Source organism: Mycolicibacterium vinylchloridicum (assembly GCF_013404075.1).
In the GTDB taxonomy this organism is placed as follows: Bacteria; Actinomycetota; Actinomycetes; order Mycobacteriales; family Mycobacteriaceae; genus Mycobacterium; species Mycobacterium vinylchloridicum.
In genome coordinates this window covers 111825-128571 of record NZ_JACBJQ010000009.1, presented here as the reverse complement: position 1 = coordinate 128571, position 16747 = coordinate 111825, and the positions used below count along the sequence as shown (strand labels likewise).

The 16747-nt window shown below is 68.2% G+C and carries 14 protein-coding genes; 5 read left to right on the top strand and 9 right to left on the bottom strand.

Annotation, left to right across the window (positions count from 1 at the left end):
• Window positions 1-52 precede the first annotated feature (52 nt).
• Complete coding sequence (gene alr, locus HPC46_RS10395; protein WP_179469403.1) at window positions 53-1240, bottom strand: alanine racemase; 1188 nt, start codon at window positions 1238-1240, stop codon at window positions 53-55.
• 95 nt (window positions 1241-1335) lie between these two features.
• Here alr and HPC46_RS10390 point away from each other — a divergent pair, with 95 nt between their 5' ends.
• A complete protein-coding gene (locus tag HPC46_RS10390; protein ID WP_179469401.1) occupies window positions 1336-2151 on the top strand; it encodes a GntR family transcriptional regulator in 816 nt (271 codons plus the stop codon).
• On the opposite strand, the gene HPC46_RS10385 is transcribed toward HPC46_RS10390, so the two are convergent.
• A complete protein-coding gene (locus HPC46_RS10385; protein WP_325096618.1) occupies window positions 2148-2858 on the bottom strand; it encodes an HAD family hydrolase in 711 nt (236 codons plus the stop codon). The two genes, HPC46_RS10390 and HPC46_RS10385, sit on opposite strands and share 4 nt — an antisense overlap.
• Before the next feature lie 56 nt (window positions 2859-2914).
• Here HPC46_RS10385 and HPC46_RS10380 point away from each other — a divergent pair, with 56 nt between their 5' ends.
• Both HPC46_RS10380 and HPC46_RS10375 read left to right on the top strand, forming a co-directional pair.
• Window positions 2915-3835, top strand: a complete 921-nt coding sequence (locus HPC46_RS10380) for a phosphotransferase (RefSeq protein WP_179469399.1) — start codon at window positions 2915-2917, stop codon at window positions 3833-3835.
• Window positions 3836-3851: 16 nt separating this feature from the next.
• Complete coding sequence (locus HPC46_RS10375; RefSeq protein ID WP_179469397.1) at window positions 3852-6308, top strand: GcvT family protein; 2457 nt, start codon at window positions 3852-3854, stop codon at window positions 6306-6308.
• Here HPC46_RS10375 and HPC46_RS10370 read toward each other — a convergent pair.
• The 4 genes from HPC46_RS10370 to glmS form a co-directional block, all read right to left on the bottom strand.
• The gene (locus tag HPC46_RS10370) at window positions 6289-6786 is read right to left on the bottom strand and encodes a nitroreductase/quinone reductase family protein (RefSeq protein ID WP_179469395.1); all 498 of its coding nucleotides are present in this window, start codon (window positions 6784-6786) and stop codon (window positions 6289-6291) included. The genes HPC46_RS10375 and HPC46_RS10370 overlap by 20 nt on opposite strands.
• Window positions 6786-8165 carry a glutamate decarboxylase gene (locus HPC46_RS10365; protein ID WP_179469393.1) on the bottom strand — a complete coding sequence of 460 codons (1380 nt, stop codon included), beginning with the start codon at window positions 8163-8165 and terminating at the stop codon, window positions 6786-6788. The genes HPC46_RS10370 and HPC46_RS10365 overlap by 1 nt, the downstream gene beginning before the upstream one ends.
• Window positions 8166-8176: 11 nt before the next feature.
• Window positions 8177-9598 (bottom strand): NAD(P)H-hydrate dehydratase, encoded by a 1422-nt coding sequence (locus tag HPC46_RS10360; protein WP_179469391.1) that lies wholly within the window; start codon window positions 9596-9598, stop codon window positions 8177-8179.
• Window positions 9599-9756: 158 nt separating this feature from the next.
• Window positions 9757-11625 carry a glutamine--fructose-6-phosphate transaminase (isomerizing) gene (gene glmS / locus HPC46_RS10355; protein WP_179469510.1) on the bottom strand — a complete coding sequence of 623 codons (1869 nt, stop codon included), beginning with the start codon at window positions 11623-11625 and terminating at the stop codon, window positions 9757-9759.
• 54 nt (window positions 11626-11679) lie between these two features.
• On the opposite strand from glmS, the gene HPC46_RS10350 reads away from it, so the two are divergent.
• Window positions 11680-12531, top strand: a complete 852-nt coding sequence (locus tag HPC46_RS10350) for a dienelactone hydrolase family protein (RefSeq protein ID WP_179469389.1) — start codon at window positions 11680-11682, stop codon at window positions 12529-12531.
• A 43-nt stretch (window positions 12532-12574) separates the two neighbouring features.
• Window positions 12575-13615, top strand: coding sequence for an LLM class F420-dependent oxidoreductase (locus tag HPC46_RS10345; protein ID WP_179469387.1), 1041 nt, complete (start codon window positions 12575-12577; stop codon window positions 13613-13615).
• Between the two features lie 84 nt (window positions 13616-13699).
• Here HPC46_RS10345 and HPC46_RS10340 read toward each other — a convergent pair whose 3' ends face one another.
• Genes HPC46_RS10340 through glmM form a run of 3 tightly spaced genes read right to left on the bottom strand, consistent with a single transcriptional unit; the run spans window position 13700 to window position 16663 of the window.
• A complete protein-coding gene (locus HPC46_RS10340) occupies window positions 13700-15001 on the bottom strand; it encodes a hypothetical protein (protein WP_179469385.1) in 1302 nt (433 codons plus the stop codon).
• Window positions 14998-15276 carry a type VII secretion target gene (locus HPC46_RS10335; protein ID WP_179469383.1) on the bottom strand — a complete coding sequence of 93 codons (279 nt, stop codon included), beginning with the start codon at window positions 15274-15276 and terminating at the stop codon, window positions 14998-15000. The genes HPC46_RS10340 and HPC46_RS10335 overlap by 4 nt, the downstream gene beginning before the upstream one ends.
• Before the next feature lie 49 nt (window positions 15277-15325).
• Window positions 15326-16663 (bottom strand): phosphoglucosamine mutase, encoded by a 1338-nt coding sequence (glmM, locus tag HPC46_RS10330; RefSeq protein WP_179469381.1) that lies wholly within the window; start codon window positions 16661-16663, stop codon window positions 15326-15328.
• Between the last annotated feature and the right edge of the window lie 84 nt (window positions 16664-16747).

The window sequence follows — 16747 nt, the reverse complement described above, 5'->3', positions numbered from 1 at the left end:
GCGGACCAACCTTTCGTCGATCCCGCGAGCGCGCTTGGGGTCCTTCTCGCCATCACTGCCCACCGGCGTCGGCCTCCCGATACGTACGCACCACTCGCCCGCGCGGGCTGGTGACCACCTCGTAGTGGATCGTGCCGAGCAGATCGGCCCATGTTTGGGCGGTCGGCTCACCGGATGTGCCCGGGCCGAACAGGATTGCCTCGTCGCCCTCGCTCACGTCGGGCTCCCCCGGGCCGAGGTCGACGACGAACTGGTCCATGCACACCCGCCCGACGCTGGGACGCAGCCTGCGGTTGATCAGCACGTCGATCCGGCCACCCAGCGGACGGTACAGCCCGTCGGCATAGCCGATCGGCAGCAGCGCCAGGGTGGTGTCCCGCTCAGCGATCCAGGTGTGTCCATAGGACACCCCGTCGCCGGCCTTGACCGGTTTGACCATCGTCACCGCGCATTTCAGCGTCATCGCCGGGCGCAGGCCCATGTCGCCGCGTTCCGGGATGGGACTGAGGCCGTAGACGGCGATGCCGGGTCGGACCATGTCGAAACCCAGATCCGGTCGTGTCATCGCCGATGGCGAGTTCGACAGGTGGGCAACCTCGAATTCGACTCCGCGCCTGCGTGCTTCAGCGATCACGTCGGTAAAGCGCTGCGCCTGAAGGTCATTGAGCGGATCATCCGGAGAGTCGCCGTTGGCCAGGTGCGACATGATGCCCCGCAGGCGGATCGCATCGGCGGCGACGGCGCGCTGCAGTTCGCTCAGCACCGCCGGGAAGTCGGCGATACTGACGCCGTTGCGGTTGAGCCCGGTGTCGACCTTGACGGTGACCTCGGCCGTGCGCCCGGTCCGCTCGACCGCGTCGAGCACTTCGGCGACCTGGCGCGCCGACGACACCGCGACCTGGACATCGGCCGACAGCGCCGGGGCGAAGTCGGTGCCGGGCGGATGCAGCCAGGCCAGCACGGGTGCGGTGATGCCGCCGTCGCGCAGCGCCACCGCCTCGTCGATGGTCGCGACGCCGAGCTCGGCCGCGCCGGCAGCGATTGCCGCGCGGCCGGCCTGGGTGGCGCCGTGGCCGTACGCGTCGGCCTTGACGACCGCCATCACCTGGGCCGATCCCGCGTGCTCACGCAAAACGCGCACGTTGTGGGCGATCGCCCCGAGATCGACGAGCGCTTCGGCGCCTGGACCGGAAGCCTGGGTGTGCGTCGACGGGGTCAACGATGTCGTGTGCATGTTCATGTCACCGCCGCCAATTGTCCCAGAAGCCGGCGCAGAAGCCCGCATAGGGCGCTGACCTGTTATTTCGTCGCCGCGGGGACGGTAGAGTCATCGGAATGCGGGTGCTGTCGATGGACGACGGAGTGCTGGCGACGCGGCCGGACCTCGGCGGCCCGTCCGAGCAGCCTGCACACTCCCGGATCTCGGTCTGGCTGGAGAAACTGATCGTTTCCGGCCGGTTGTCGCCCGGTGACAAGCTGCCCTCCGAGGTCGAGATCGCCGGTGCGCTGGGCGTGAGCAGGATGACGCTGCGGCAGGCGCTGGCGGCCATCGAGGCCAAGGGGCTGATCCGCCGCAGCCGGGGCCGCTTCGGGGGAAATTTCGTCGAGACGCCCCGCCTGGAGTTCGACCACACCGGGCTGCCGGGCTTCACCGAGCAGTTGCGCCGGCTCGACCTGGCCGCCGGCGCTCGGGTGATCCGGGCCCTGACCCGGCAGCCGACCGCCAATGTCCGGCACGCGCTGCGGCTCAAAAGCGGTGCTCCGGTGCACGAGATCATCCGTATCCGCTCAGCCAACAACACTCCCGTGCTGCTGGAGGAGACCTACCTGCCAGCGGCCCGGTTTCCGCGCCTGCTGACCTCCGATCTCACCGGGTCGGTGTACACGCTGATGGCCGAGAACTTCGACACCCCGGTGTTCTCGGCCGACGAGCACATCGAGGCCGCCTCGGCGTCCGAGTCGTCGGCCGAGCTGCTGGGGGTGGCCGTCGGCGACCCGCTGCTGGTGGTGACGCGGACCGCGTACGACCGCAATGGCGTGCCGGTGGAGTTCTCCCACGACTTCTTCCGCTCCGACCGCACCCGCATCCGGGTGAAGTCCAGCGTGGACCGGGGTCCGGACGCCGAGGTGGAGAGCTCGCCGGCCTCTTAGGCCCGCAGCAAGGGCAGTACATGCTCGACGACGTCGGCGGACAGCCGCGGGATCATCACCGGAGCGACCGCGGTCAGCTCGGCGCTGGGCGCCACACCGACGGCGATGCAGCGCATACCCGCCGCGAGTGCGCCCCGCACCCCGGGCACCGAATCCTCGAAGACCACGATGTCGGTTGGCGCACAATCGAGTTGAGCAGCGCCGGTAAGGAATCCCTCCGGGTCCGGCTTGCCGCGGGTGACATCCTCTTCGGCGACCACGACGCCGATCAGCTCACCGACCGGACTGCTTGCCAGGACGGCGCGGACGTCGTCGCGCTGGGCTCCGGTGACGATGGCCAATGGCACCCCGTGCTCGGCGAGAAGCTGCACTAGCCGCACCGTGTCAGGCTGGATCGGGTTGTCGTCGGCCACCAGTTCGCGGTAGCGCCCCTTACGCAGTTCGAGCAGCGCGTCGACGTCACGCTCGACGCCGGTGATCTCCAGCGCCTTCTCGACGATTTCGCGATCGCTGTGGCCCAGAAGCTGGCTGTCGTAGTCCTGCTGGGTCATCGACCAGCCCAAATGGGCGCTGAACAGCTCACTGAAGATGCGGAACAGGATCGGCTCGTCATCGGAGAGCGTCCCGTTGAAATCGAAGATCACGGCCGGGCGCGCGGCGGTGGCCCAGTCCGACATCACCGCATGGGCAAGCATTGGTTCCGGCACAGTCCAATAGTCTAGTCTTTTAGACGCGATGCCCGTTCCGGCGCGAGGATGTCTGTATGCCGTTCCTGTCTGATCCGGAACTGGATGCACTGCTGGACCAATTGCCGGTCCTGGCCGGACGGCCGCGCCAACTCGAGGAACTCTCCGGCGGCCTGACCAATCGCAACATCAAGATCACCACGGCGACCGGAACGTACGTCGCCCGGTGCAGCGTCAACGCGACGAACCTTCTCGGCATCGACCGCGACAACGAGTACGTCAACAGCAAGGCCGCCGAGCAGGCCGGTGTCGGCGCGCCGGTGATCGACTACCGCCCCGATCTGGGGATCCTGCTGGTCGGGTTCCTCGAGGGCACCACATTGACCAACGCCGACCTGCAGCGACCCGATGTACTGGCGCGGGTGGCGGCGGGTTGCCGGGCCCTGCATGCCGGACCGCGCTTCCGCGACCGGTTCGACATGTTCGAACGCCAGCCCGCCTACCTGAAGGTGGTGCAGGAGCGCGGCTTCCGGATCCCGACCGACTACCTGTACTACACCCGCGAATTCCATGCCGTGAAGCGGATTCTCGGCCCGTCCGAGCACCTCACCGTGCCCTGCAACAACGATCTGCTGGCCGGCAACTTCGTCGACACCGGCGAGAAGGTCTGGCTGATCGACTACGAGTACTCCGGCAACAACGATCCGTGTTTCGAGCTGGGCAACATCGGGGCCGAGTGCGGGCTGTCCACTGACCAGCTCGACGAACTCGTCACGATGTACTACGGCCGCCGGCTACGCCACAAGACGGCGCGGGCCCGACTGCAGGGAATCATCGGCAAGTACGGGTGGACCCTGTGGGGCTGCATCCAGAATGGCTCCAGCTCTTTGGATTTCGACTTCTGGGAATGGGCGATGGAACGCTACGAGTCGGCGATCGCCGAGTTCCGCGGCCCCGACTTTCCCCGACTGCTCGCCGACGCACAAGCATCCGACTGACGACCGATAGGAACTCATGCCGACCCAAGAGCTGCCCGACCGCGCCCAGATCGTCATCATCGGGGGCGGCGTCATCGGCACCAGCGTCGCCTACCACCTGACCAGGCTCGGCCGCGCCGATGTCGTGCTGCTCGAGCAAGGTCAGCTGTCGTGTGGAACCACCTGGCACGCAGCGGGTCTGGTCGGTCAGCTGCGCGCGTCGGAGAGCGGCACCCGGCTGGTGCAGTACTCCACCCAGCTGTACGCCGAGCTGGAGGCCGAGACGGGGCTCAGCGCCGGCTACAAGCAGTGCGGCGGCGTGACGGTGGCCCGAACCGAGGACCGGATGACGCAGCTGCGCCGCACCGCCGCCAACGCGGCCGCCTACCAGCTGGACTGCGAACTGCTCAGCCCCGACGAAGCTTTCGAGCGCTATCCGGTGATGCGAACCGACGATCTGGTCGGTGCGATCTGGCTGCCCGCCGACGGCAAGGCCAACCCGACCGACCTGACCATGGCGTTGGCCAAGGGCGCGCGGCAGCGCGGTGCCAAAGTCGTCGAGCACGTCCGGGTGCTCGACGTGCTCACCGCCGGGGGCCGCGCTACCGGCGTGCGCACCGACGCCGGCGACATCGAAGCCGAGGTCGTCGTCAACTGCGCCGGGCAGTGGGCCAAGGCGATCGGCGCGATGGCCGGAGTGAACGTTCCGCTGTACTCCGCCGAGCACTTCTACGTGGTCACCGAAACCATCACCGGCGTGCATCCCGACCTGCCGATCCTGCGCGACCCCGACGGCTACACCTACTTCAAGGAAGAGGTCGGCGGGCTGGTCATCGGCGGCTTCGAGCCGGAGGCCAAGCCGTGGGTGGCCCCCGACAAGATCCCCTACCCGTTCGAGTTCCAACTGCTCGACGAGGACTGGGAACACTTCGAAATCCTGATGGACAATGCGCTGCTCCGGATTCCGGCGCTGGAGCACACCGGTTTGAAGAAGCTCTACAACGGGCCGGAGAGTTTCACCCCGGACAACCAGTTCATCCTCGGCGAAGCACCCGAGTGCGCGAACTTCTTCGTCGGGGCAGGTTTCAACTCGGTGGGCATCGCCTCGGCGGGCGGTGCCGGGCGCGCGCTGGCGGAGTGGATCGTCAACGGGTCGGCCACCTCCGATCTCACCGGCGTCGACATCCGCCGCTTCGCTCCGTTCAATGGCAACGTCGCCTGGCTGCACGACCGGGTCGCCGAGATCCTCGGCGTGCACTACGAGATCCCCTGGCCCAATCGCGAACTCGCGACCGCACGGCCGTTCCGCCGCTCACCGGTGCACCATCTGCTGGTCGAGGCAAACGCCAATTTCGGTAGCAGGATGGGCTGGGAGCGGGCCAATTTCTTCGCCCCACCGGGCAGCGATCCGGTGATCGAATACTCGTGGGGCAAGCAGAACTGGCTGCCGTGGTCGGCCGCCGAGCAGATCAGCACACGTACCGGTGTCACGGTCTTCGACCAGACCTCGTTCTCCAAGTACGTGCTGGCCGGACCGGGAGCCGAGGCAGCCCTGCAGTGGCTGTGCACTGCCGATGTCGCTGTGCCGGTGGGTAAGTCGGTGTACACCGGCATGCTCAACGAGCGCGGCACCTACGAGTCCGATGTCACTGTCACCCGCACCGGGGCGCAGGAGTACCTGATCGTCAGCAGTGCGGCCACCACCGAGCGGGACAAGGACCACATCCGCAAGAACTTGCCGGCCCGGGCACACGCCGAGTTGGTGGACGTCACGTCGTCGATGGCGGTATTCGGGGTCATGGGCCCCAAATCCCGCGAGCTGCTGGCCGGCCTCACCGACGCGGACCTGTCCGATGCCGCCTTCCCGTTCGCCACCAGCCAGTTGATCTCGCTGGGCTACGCGACGGTGCGGGCCACCCGAATCACCTACGTCGGCGAACTGGGTTGGGAACTCTACGTTCCCGCCGAGTTCGCGGTCGGTGTCTACGAGGACCTGTTGTCGGCCGGCGAGCGGCTCGGCATCGCCCGCGGCGGCTACTACGCCATCGAATCGATGCGGCTGGAGAAGGGCTATCGGGCGTTCGGCCGGGAACTGACCCCCAGCGAGAATCCCGTCGAGGCGGGCCTGCTGTTCGCCTGCAAGCTCTCCTCCGACATCGACTTCCTCGGGCGCGCTGCGGTGGAGAAGGCCAAGGCGCAGGGGCCGCGCCGGCGGCTGGTCAGCTTCGCCGTCGATTCCGCAGAGCCGATGCTATGGGGCGGTGAGCTGATCCTGCGCGACGGTGCCGTTGCCGGACAGGTCAGTTCGGCCGCGTGGGGTGCCACCACCGGCGCGTGCGTCGGGCTGGGGTACGTCCGGTCCCCGGACGACGCAGTCGTCACCCCCGACTGGGTGCGGGCAGGCTCCTACGCTGTCAACGTCGGCGGCGACACCTACCCGATCACCGTGTCGCTCAAGGCAATCTACGACCCGGCTAATCAGCGGGTGCGCTGAAGATCGCCGTGGGCGTGAGCGGATTCAGCATGACGAGCGGAATGCGTCGACTCGTCGACTGCTGATAGCTGATGTACGGCGGATACAGGTGACACATGTACTCCCACACCTGATGCCGTTCATCGCCTTCCGGTTCACGCCACGAGGCCTCGAACGCCTGTGTCGCGATCTGTACCTCCAGCGTTTCGCAGGCCTGGATGTTCAGGTACCACGCCGGATGGCTGTCGGCCCCGCCCTTCGATCCGACGATCACGATCTCACCGCCGAAGTTGCCGTAGATCAGCGGCTTGACGTAGCGCTGACCCGACTTGCGGCCGGTATAGCGGATCAGGCAATGAGTGGTGAAGTGCCGACCACCGACATCGCTCAGGTCGAGGACGTGTCCCTGAGTGCCACCGCTGTCGAGGTAGGTCGCGAGGTGCTGGGCCGCCCAATCGGCACGGCTGGCGCGTAGTGCTGCAGCGTCTGAGTCGGCCATCAGTGTGCGAAGTGTTCCTGGGTGAAGTACCCGCCGGGCTTGATCGCATCCATGTGCGTGAGAACCGCGTTGAGGTCCTCCCACAGCGAGCGCGCCAGGTCGGCGGAGAATCCTTCGCGCACCACCACTCGCAGCACCGCGATGTCCTCGGCCCCTTCGGGCATCGTGTAGGCGGGCACCTGCCAGCCGTAGGACCTCAGCGCTGTCGACACGTCGAACTCGTTGTAGTCGAAGCCATTCTTGAGGCGGAACGCCACCACCGGGATCGCGGAGCCGTCCGAGATCACCTCGAAATGCTGACAACCCGCCAGTTGATCGGACAGCCAGCGCGCGGTGCTCGACAGGCACTGCATCACATGGGTGTAGCCGGCTCGGCCCAGGCGCAGGAAGTTGTAGTACTGGCCGACCACCTGATTGCCGGGCCGGGAGAAGTTCAGCGTGAACGTCGGCATGTCACCGCCGAGATAGTTGACCCGGAACACCAGCTCTTCGGGGAGACAATCGGCGTTGCGCCACACCACGAATCCGATACCGGGATAGGTCAATCCGTACTTGTGGCCGCTGACGTTGATCGAGGCCACCCGCGGCAGCCGGAAGTCCCATTTGAGATCGGGGTGCAGGAACGGCACCACGAAGCCACCGCTGGCGGCGTCGACGTGTACCGGGATGTCGAGTCCTTTGTCCTTCGCCAGTTCGTCCAGGGCCGCACAGATTTCGGCGATCGGTTCGAGTTCACCGGTGTAGGTGGTGCCCAGGATGGCGACCACGCCGATGGTGTCCTCGTCGACGTAGGAGAGCACCTGCTCGGGGGTGATGACGTAGCGATCCTCGGCCATCGGGATATAACGCGGCTCGACTTCGAAGTAGCGGCAGAACTTCTCCCACACCACCTGGACGTTGGAGCCCATCACCAGGTTGGGGGTGCGGGTCTTCCACTTGTCCCCGACGCGCGCCTTCCACCGCCACTTCAGCGCCAGCCCGCCGAGCATCACGGCCTCCGACGATCCGATCGTCGACACTCCGACTGCGGTGGAGGCGTCGTCGTCGCGCAGGTTCTCGGCGTGGAACAGGTCGGCAACCATTGCCACACAACGTGACTCGATGGCAGCGGTGGCCGGGTACTCGTCCTTGTCGATCATGTTCTTGTCGAACGTCTCGGCCATCAGTTTCTCGGCCTCGGGGTCCATCCACGTCGTCACGAACGTCGCGAGGTTGAGCCGGGAGCTGCCGTCGAGCATCAGCTCATCGTGGATGAACCGGTATGCCGCAGAGGGTTCCATCGCCTCGTCGGGCAACCGCAACGACGGGATGGGGTCGGTGGACAGCCGCCCGGTGTAGGCCGGTGCGATCGATGGGGAACGGTATTTGACGTGGGGCACAGTGGTCCTTTCTACAGTCCTGCGATGGCTTGACGAATGTGGGCGAGGATGCGCGAGGCGGACGTGGGCACCGGCGCCGGCCCGGGGTCGGCGGCCGATGCGTTGGCGGCGCGGGCGTGCACGAATGCCGCCGCGGCAGCGGCCTCCCCGGGCGGCAGACCGGAGGCCAGCAGCGCACCGATCATGCCGGACAACACATCACCGGATCCTGCCGTTGCCGCCCACGACCCGCCAGCCGGGTTCAGGTAAACGTTTCCAGACGAGTCGGCGATGACGGTCACATTGCCCTTCAGCAGCACCGTGGCCCCGAACGCGTCGGCAAGCCTGCGGGTGGCCGCCACCCGGTCCTCGCCGGGCGGCGACCCCGCCAGACGGGCGAACTCACCGGCGTGCGGGGTCAGCACCGTCGGTGCCTTACGACCCGACACCAGGTCCGGCTGGGCGGCCAGCAGGGTCAGCGCGTCGGCGTCGACCACCACCGGAAGAGCCGTACCGAGCGCGAAAGTCAAAGCGCCGAAGGCCTTTTCATCAGTGCCGAGACCGGGCCCGACCACCCAGGCCTGTACCCGGCCCGCGGCGTGCGGGTTGGGCGCGGCCACCACCTCGGGCCAGTGCGACACCACCTCGGCCGCCGCGGAGCCGGCGTAGCGCTTCATGCCCGACGTCGTTGCCACCGCGGCCCCGGTGCACAGGATCGCGGCACCGGGATAGGTGGACGAACCGGCCATGATGCCGGTGACGCCCTGGGTGTACTTGTCGTCATGCACGCCGGGGACCGGCCAGCGGGCCTTGACGTCCGCGGCCTCGAAACCCAACAGCTCGGTGAGCGGCAGGTCCAATCCGATGTCGACGAGCACTACCCGGCCACAGTCGGCCAGCGCGTGCACGGGTTTGAGGCCGCCGAAGGTGACGGTGAGCGCGGCACGCACCGCGGGCCCGGTGATCGCACCGGTCTGCACGTCGATGCCGCTGGGAATGTCGACTGCGACCACCGGAATGCCGGCGGCCTCGACGGCGGCGAACACCCCGGCGGCGACCTCGCGCAGCGGGCCCTTGCCCGAGATGCCGACGACCCCGTCGATCACCAGATCCGCCGCGGGCGGCACGGCCTCCACCAGCCGGCCACCGGCGCTACGAAACGCCGCCAGCGCCTTGGCATGGGTGCGCTCGGGATTCAGCAGGACGGCGGTCGCGGCCACACCACGGCGGCGCAGCAATGTCGCCCCCCACAACGCGTCACCACCGTTGTCACCCGATCCGACGACCGCGCAGACCTGGCGACCGGCCAGCGCCCCGGTGCGGGCCCGCAGTTCGGCGCCGATCGCGGTGGCCAGCCCGTAGGCGGCACGACGCATCAGCACACCATCGGGCAGGCTGGCCAGCAAAGGCGCCTCGGCGGCGCGGATTGCGTCGGCCGTGTAGTAGTGCCGCATCGGCACCAAGGTTACGTGCTGGACGCGCGTTGGCGGCGAACTCCGACAGGCTATTCATCCATCCGACTGTGCATTGAGGGCGGGAATTCGGATGAAACTCCGCCCCTGGCGCACACTCGATGCCATCAGCGCACAGTCGATTGACAGACGACACCGGCCTATTCGACCGTGACCGACTTGGCCAGGTTGCGCGGCTTGTCGACGTCGTAGCCGCGGGCCCGCGCCACCGCCGCGGCGAACACCTGCAGCGGGACCGTCGACAGTAGCGGCTGGAAAAGCGTTGACACCGCCGGTATTTCGAAGATGTGGTCGGCGTACGGGCGCACCGTGTCGTCACCCTCCTCGGCGATGACGATGGTGACCGCTCCGCGGGCCTGGATCTCCCGGATGTTGCTCAGCAGCTTGGCGTGCAGGGTTGCCGCGTTCTTCGGCGACGGCATCACCACGATGACGGGCAGGCCCTCTTCGATCAGCGCGATCGGGCCGTGCTTGAGCTCACCGGCGGCGAAGCCCTCGGCGTGCATGTAGGCCAGTTCCTTGAGCTTGAGCGCACCCTCGAGCGCCACCGGGTAGCCGACGTGGCGGCCCAGGAAGAGCACGGTCGGCGCCGACGCGAATCGCTGCGCCAGCTCGGTGATCGGGCCCAGGTGGTCGAGCGTGCGAGCCACCAGGTCGGGCATCGACTCCAGCTCGTGGTACTCGCGCTCGACCTCGTCGGGGTATTTGGTGCCGCGGGCCTGCGCCAGCGCCAGACCGACGAGGTAGTTGGCGGCGATCTGGGCCAGGAACGTCTTGGTGGCCGCGACCCCGATCTCGGGTCCGGCCCTGGTGTAGAGCACGGCGTCGGCTTCGCGCGGGATCTGGCTGCCGTTGGTGTTGCAGATCGCCAGGACTTTGGCCTTCTGGCTCTTGGCGTGCCGGACGGCTTCGAGGGTGTCGGCGGTCTCACCGGATTGGGAGATCGCGATCACCAGTGTGCCGCGGTCCAGAACGGGGTCCCGGTATCTGAATTCACTGGCCAGTTCCACTTCCACCGGCAGGCGGGTCCAGTGCTCGATCGCGTACTTGGCCAGCAGCCCGGAGTGGAACGCCGTACCGCAAGCGACGATGAACACCTTGTCGATCTCGCGCAACTCCTGATCGGAGAGGCGCTGTTCGTCGAGCACGATGCGGCCGTCGACGAAATGGCCGAGCAGGGTGTCCGCGACCGCGGCCGGCTGCTCGGCGATCTCTTTGAGCATGAAGTACTCGTAGCCACCCTTTTCGGCAGCCGACAGATCCCAGTCGATGTGGAATTCACGAGCATTCGCGGTGTCATCGGCGCCGTTGAAGTCGGTGATCCGGTATCCGTCGGCGGTGATGGCCACGGCCTGGTCCTGACCGAGCTCGACGGCATCCCTGGTGAACTCGATGAACGCGGCGACGTCCGAGCCGATGAACATCTCGCCGTCGCCGATCCCGACCACCAACGGGGTGGACCGGCGGGCGGCGATGATGGTGCCGGGGTCGTCGGCGTGGGCGAAGACCAGGGTGAAGTGGCCCTCCAGCCGACGCAGCACCGCGAGCACCGATGCCTCGAAGTCGCCCGCGGTCGGGCCGTGGGCGTAAGCGCGGGCGACCAGGTGCACGGCCACCTCGGAGTCGGTGTCGCTGGCGAACTCCACACCATCGGCCTCGAGTTCCTGACGCAGGGTGGCGAAGTTCTCGATGATGCCGTTGTGGACGACGGCGAACTTGCCGGCCGCGTCGCGGTGCGGGTGGGCGTTGCGGTCGGTGGGCCGGCCGTGGGTGGCCCAGCGGGTGTGGCCCATGCCCGCGACGCCGGCCAGCGCGTCCGGTTCGGTTTCGGCCAGCGCTTCCTCGAGGTTGGTCAGCCGGCCGGCGCGGCGGCGCACAGTCAGGCCGCCGTCACCGTCGAGCAGGGCGATCCCGGACGAGTCGTAGCCGCGGTACTCCATGCGCCGCAGGGCATCGACGACGACACCGCGGGCAGGGCGATGCCCTACGTAGGCCACGATTCCGCACATGGTCATCCAGGGTAGTGCAGCAGCGGGGCCACCTCAGTGGACTAGGTTCGTGGGGTGGCCAGGACACGCAAGCTCTTCGCGGCGCTGACGCGCCGTGGTCGACATCAGGTTCTGCGCGGTGACCTGGCCTTTGCCGGGTTAGCCGGCACCGTCTACACCCCCGCGTCGGGCTTCAATCTGCCCGGTGTGGCCTTCGGCCACGATTGGCTCACAGATGTCGACCACTACCTCAAAACGCTGGAACATCTCGCGTCGTGGGGCATCGTCGCCGCCGCACCGAACACCGAGCGCGGCGTGGCGCCCTCGGTGCTGAACCTGGCGTTCGACCTGGGCACCACTCTCGACATCATCACCGGGGTGCGGCTGGGTCCCGGCCAGATCAGCGTGCACCCCACCAAACTGGGGGTCGCCGGGCATGGCGTCGGAGGTTCGGCGGCGGTGTTCGCCGCCGCGGGTCTGTCCGGGGCGGGTGCGAGCGCACCCAAGGCCGTCGCGGCGCTCTTCCCGTCGGTGACCAAGCCTGCCGCCAAGGAGGCCGCAGCGTCGCTGAAGACGCCTGGCCTGGTGCTCAGCGCGCCCGATGACGCGCAGTCGCTGCGCACCGACGCCCTGGACCTCGCCGGCGCCTGGAAGGGGTCGGTGCTGCGCATCGTCAGCAAGGCCGAATCGGCCGGGCTGGCGGAGAAGCGCCGGTTCGCCGGGGCGTTGGGCCTGCCGGGTTCGGATCGACGGACCCAGAAGACGGCGCGAGCGCTCTTGACCGGTTTCCTGCTCTATCACCTGACCGGCGACAAGGACTACAAGGAGTTCGCCGATCCCGAGGCCGTGTTGCCCAAGACCGAGGCGCTCGATCCCGAGGCGCCGCCGGTGACGCCCGAAGAGCAGATCGTCGCGCTGCTCAAGTAGAGCCGATGTCACCCAACCAACTGGTTGGTGATATACCTTTCGGATGCGTACCGGGATCTTTCTGGACTATTCGGGCGGCTTCCGCGAGGCCGTCGAGCACATCGTGGTGTTGGAGAAGGCCGGGGTGGATATCGCCCTGGTCGCCGAGGCCTACTCGTTCGACGCCGTCAGCCAGCTGGGCTATCTGGCGGCCAAGACCTCGACCATCGAACTGGGCTCGGGCGTCTTCCCCATCTACACCCGTACCCCGTCGCTGCTGGCGATGACGGCCGCCGGTCTGGACTTCGTGTCCGACGGCCGCTTCCGGCTCGGCATCGGCACGTCCGGCCCGCAGGTGGTCGAGGGCTTTCACGGGGTGCCGTTCGACGCCCCACTCGGCCGCACCCGCGAGGTCGTGGACATCTGCCGCCAGGTCTGGCGCCGCGAGCGCGTGCAACACCAGGGCCGTAGCTACCAGATCCCGCTGCCGGCCGACCGGGGCACCGGGCTGGGTAAGCCACTGCAGATCATCAATCATCCGGTGCGCGAGCGGATTCCGATCACCATCGCCGCACTGGGACCCAAGAACGTGGAGTTGACGGCGGAGATCGCCGAGGGCTGGCAGCCGGTGTTCTTCTACCCCGAGAAGGCCGACGACGTCTGGGGTGACGCACTGCGGACCGGAAAAGCCAAGCGCGACAGCACACTTGGTGAACTCGACGTGATGGTCGGGGTGTCGCTGGCCATCGGCGACGACGTCGAGGAACGACTCAACTGGGCCAAGCCACATCTGGCGCTCTATATCGGCGGGATGGGCGCACGGGGCCAGAACTTCTACCACAAGCTGGCCACCCGGTACGGCTACGGCGAAGTGGCCGACCACATCCAGGACCTGTTCCTGTCCGGGCGCAAGGCCGAGGCGATCGCCGCGGTGCCCGACGAGCTGGTGCGCCAGGTGAACCTGATCGGCCCGCGAGGGTTCGTCAAGGAACGCATCGCCGCTTTTGCCCAGGCCGGGGTGACCACTCTGCTGGCAACCCCCACCACCACCGACCCGGCCGAATACATCAGGTGGGTCGAGGAATTGCAGCAGCTGCTGCCCTGATCACCGGTGGGCGCGCGGCCCGCTGTTCGTCGGCCGGGCGCAGCAGCCGACGCTGGGCCGCGGGCACGGCGGGACGCTCGGCGGTCACTGGCCGACCTGCGCTAGTTCGTCGGCGGCGATCTCACACGGTGTCTGCTCGTCGGGCTGCTCGTCGGGCTGCTCGGGCTGCTCGGGTTGCTCGGCCGCCAGCGGTTCGGGTTCCGGAGGCGGTGGCGCGACAGCAGCGACTGGCGGCTCCTCGACCGGCTGCGGTTCCTCGGCAGCCGCTTCCTCGGCGACCGGAATCTCTTCGGGCACATCCTCTTCGGTGTCGGGGTCGACGACGTCATCGTCAGGCGTGTCCTCGTCTTGCTCCACCGGGTCGTCGAACCCGGGCACGTCGTCGTTGACCGCGGTGTCCGGCAACCCGTCGAACAGACCGCCGAGCAGGTCGGCGATCTGGCCCACCAGGCCGGACAGCCCTCCTGCGGCGTCGGGCATGGCCGCCATCCCTGCCGGCGACTCCGCCGGCGGAACCGGTTGGGCTGACCCGGTGCCCATTGGCGGTGGCAGTGGCTCGGGTGCGGGCGCCGGCAGGGGCTCGGCAACCGGCGGCGGCAGCGTCGCCGACGGGGCAGGCATCGCCGCAGCGGGCACCGTTGCCACAGCGGCAGGCGCCGCAGCGGACGGTACCGCAGGGGGCGCTGGAATCGGCGGCCCGCCGAACTGTCCAGGAACATCGAAATGCACTGCCGGAGAGGAACTCAATTGGCGAATCGCGTCGTCGTAGGCGGCCGTCACCGATGCCGTCGTCGAACGCATCGCGGCCACCCATTCGGTACGGATGTCGGCGTCGACATACGGAGTGATCTGCGCGGTGACCACCTCAACCGCCTCGTCGCGTGCCGCTCCCCCGCTTGTCACGGTGGCCGCGGCCGCCAGCCAGGCCGGCCGCTCACCAGCGCGGCGGCCGTCGATTGACATTGCCGCGCTGACCTTTTCATCGATCAACCGGCCCAGTCCGTCCCGCAACGTCTCGCAGGCCGCGACAGCCGCATGCAGCGCGCGGGCCACCGCCGCGCCGGTAGCACAATGCCGGTCGAGGAAATCGGCCGCCACCGAACCCGACTCGCCCTGCCACGCCGCCGACAGCATGGCCTGCCCGTCATGCCCGAGGCGCACCGCCTCGTCGGCGGTTGCTGCAGCGGTACGCAACGCGGCGCAGTCGGCGTCGAGTGCGCGCAGATCCAAACCATCTTCGCTGCAATACCATTCGACAACCTGCGACCCGTGCGCGGTCAGGTCCGGGTGCTGGTAGCCGACGGCATGACAGGCCGACACATAGACCTGCGTATCGGACACCGACGGCCGGCCCTCCGCCAGCCGGGCGGCGACGTCTACCGTCATCGCCCCGCCGCACGAAGCTCGGCGTCGCCGTAACGATCGGCGGAGACTCGCAGGCCGGCGGCCACTTCCTCTGCGCCGCGCGACCATTGGGCCACCGCTGTCGCGAGGCGGTCCAATGCCGCGCGCATCGCATCACCGTGCGCGGCGTGCACCCGGCCGGCCACGCTCCCGTCGAACTGAAATCGGCTCAGCGACCTGCCGAGTGCGTCAGCGGCGGTGTCGAAGCGTTGCGCGGCGGCGCGCACCGCCGCGGTGTCCACGCGTGTGTTGCCCATACCCGGGTATGACGCACCAACACCGCGGATGGTTCCGGTATCTCTGAAATCAGCCCTCGGCGCTGACCGATTCCGCGATGCGGATCGCCAGCTGCCGAGCGGTGTCCTCGTCGGCAGCTTCCACCATGACGCGAACCATCTGCTCGGTTCCCGACGGGCGCAACAGAATTCGCCCGGTATCCCCGAGCTCGGCCTCGGCCTCACGCACCGCGCTCTGCACGGCCGGCGCCTCGGCGACGGTCGCCTTGTCGGCGACCTCGACGTTGATGAGGACCTGCGGCATGGTCTGCATCGGCGCGGCAAGCTCGGCCAGCGACAATCCGGTCTGCGCCATCCGCGCCATCAGCCGCAGGCCGGTCGCGATGCCGTCGCCGGTGGTGCCCAGCGCGGGCATCACGATGTGACCGGACTGTTCGCCGCCCAGCGTGTACTCGCCCGCGCGCAGCTCCTCCAGGACATAGCGGTCACCAACACCGGTGGTGCGCACGGCAATTCCGGCCTCACGCATCGCGATGTGCAGACCGAGGTTGCTCATGACGGTGGCCACCAGAGTCTCCGATGCCAGCTCTCCGGCGTCGCGCATCGCAAGCGCCAGGATCACCATGATGGCGTCGCCGTCGATCACCCGGCCGGTGGCATCGACGGCCAGGCAGCGGTCGGCGTCGCCGTCGTGCGCCAGGCCGAGGTCTGCGCGGTGAGCGAGCACCGCGGCCTGCACCTGCTCCAGATGCGTCGAACCGCAGCCGTCGTTGATGTTCAGGCCGTTGGGTTCGGCGTTGATCGCGATGACCCGCGCGCCCGCCGCGTGGTAGGCCCGCGGTGCGGCCAGGAACGCGGCGCCATGGGCACAATCGACGACGACCGTCAGCCCGTCGAGGCGGACCGGAGCCGCGGCGCGGACGTGGTGCAGGTAGCGCTCCAAGGCGTCGCTGGCATCGACGACGCGGCCGATCCCGGCACCGACCGGACGTAGACCGGGACCTTCGGCCACGAGTTCTTCGATGCGGTCCTCGGTGTCGTCGTCGAGCTTGTGTCCACCGGGGCCGAAGATCTTGATGCCGTTGTCGGGCATCGGGTTGTGGGAGGCGGAGATCATCACGCCGAAGTCGGCACCGTAGGCGGCCGTCAGATGGGCCACCGCCGGGGTGGGCAATACCCCCACCCGCAGCGCATCCACGCCTTCACTGGTGACGCCGGCGATCACCGCCGCCTCGAGCATCTCGCCGCTGGCGCGTGGATCACGGCCGATGACCGCCACCCGTCGCCCCGAGCTCGTCGTCACAGCCAGCCGGCGTGCGGCCGCCGACCCCAGCGCCAGACCCAGCTCAGCGGTCAGTTCTCGGTTGGCGACACCTCGGACACCATCGGTCCCGAACAGTCGACCCATGGCGACAAACCTCTCATAACTACCGGCTCAAGACACAACCGATGAGGTTAATCACCGTGTCGCCGCCAAACCGACACGTCGCCG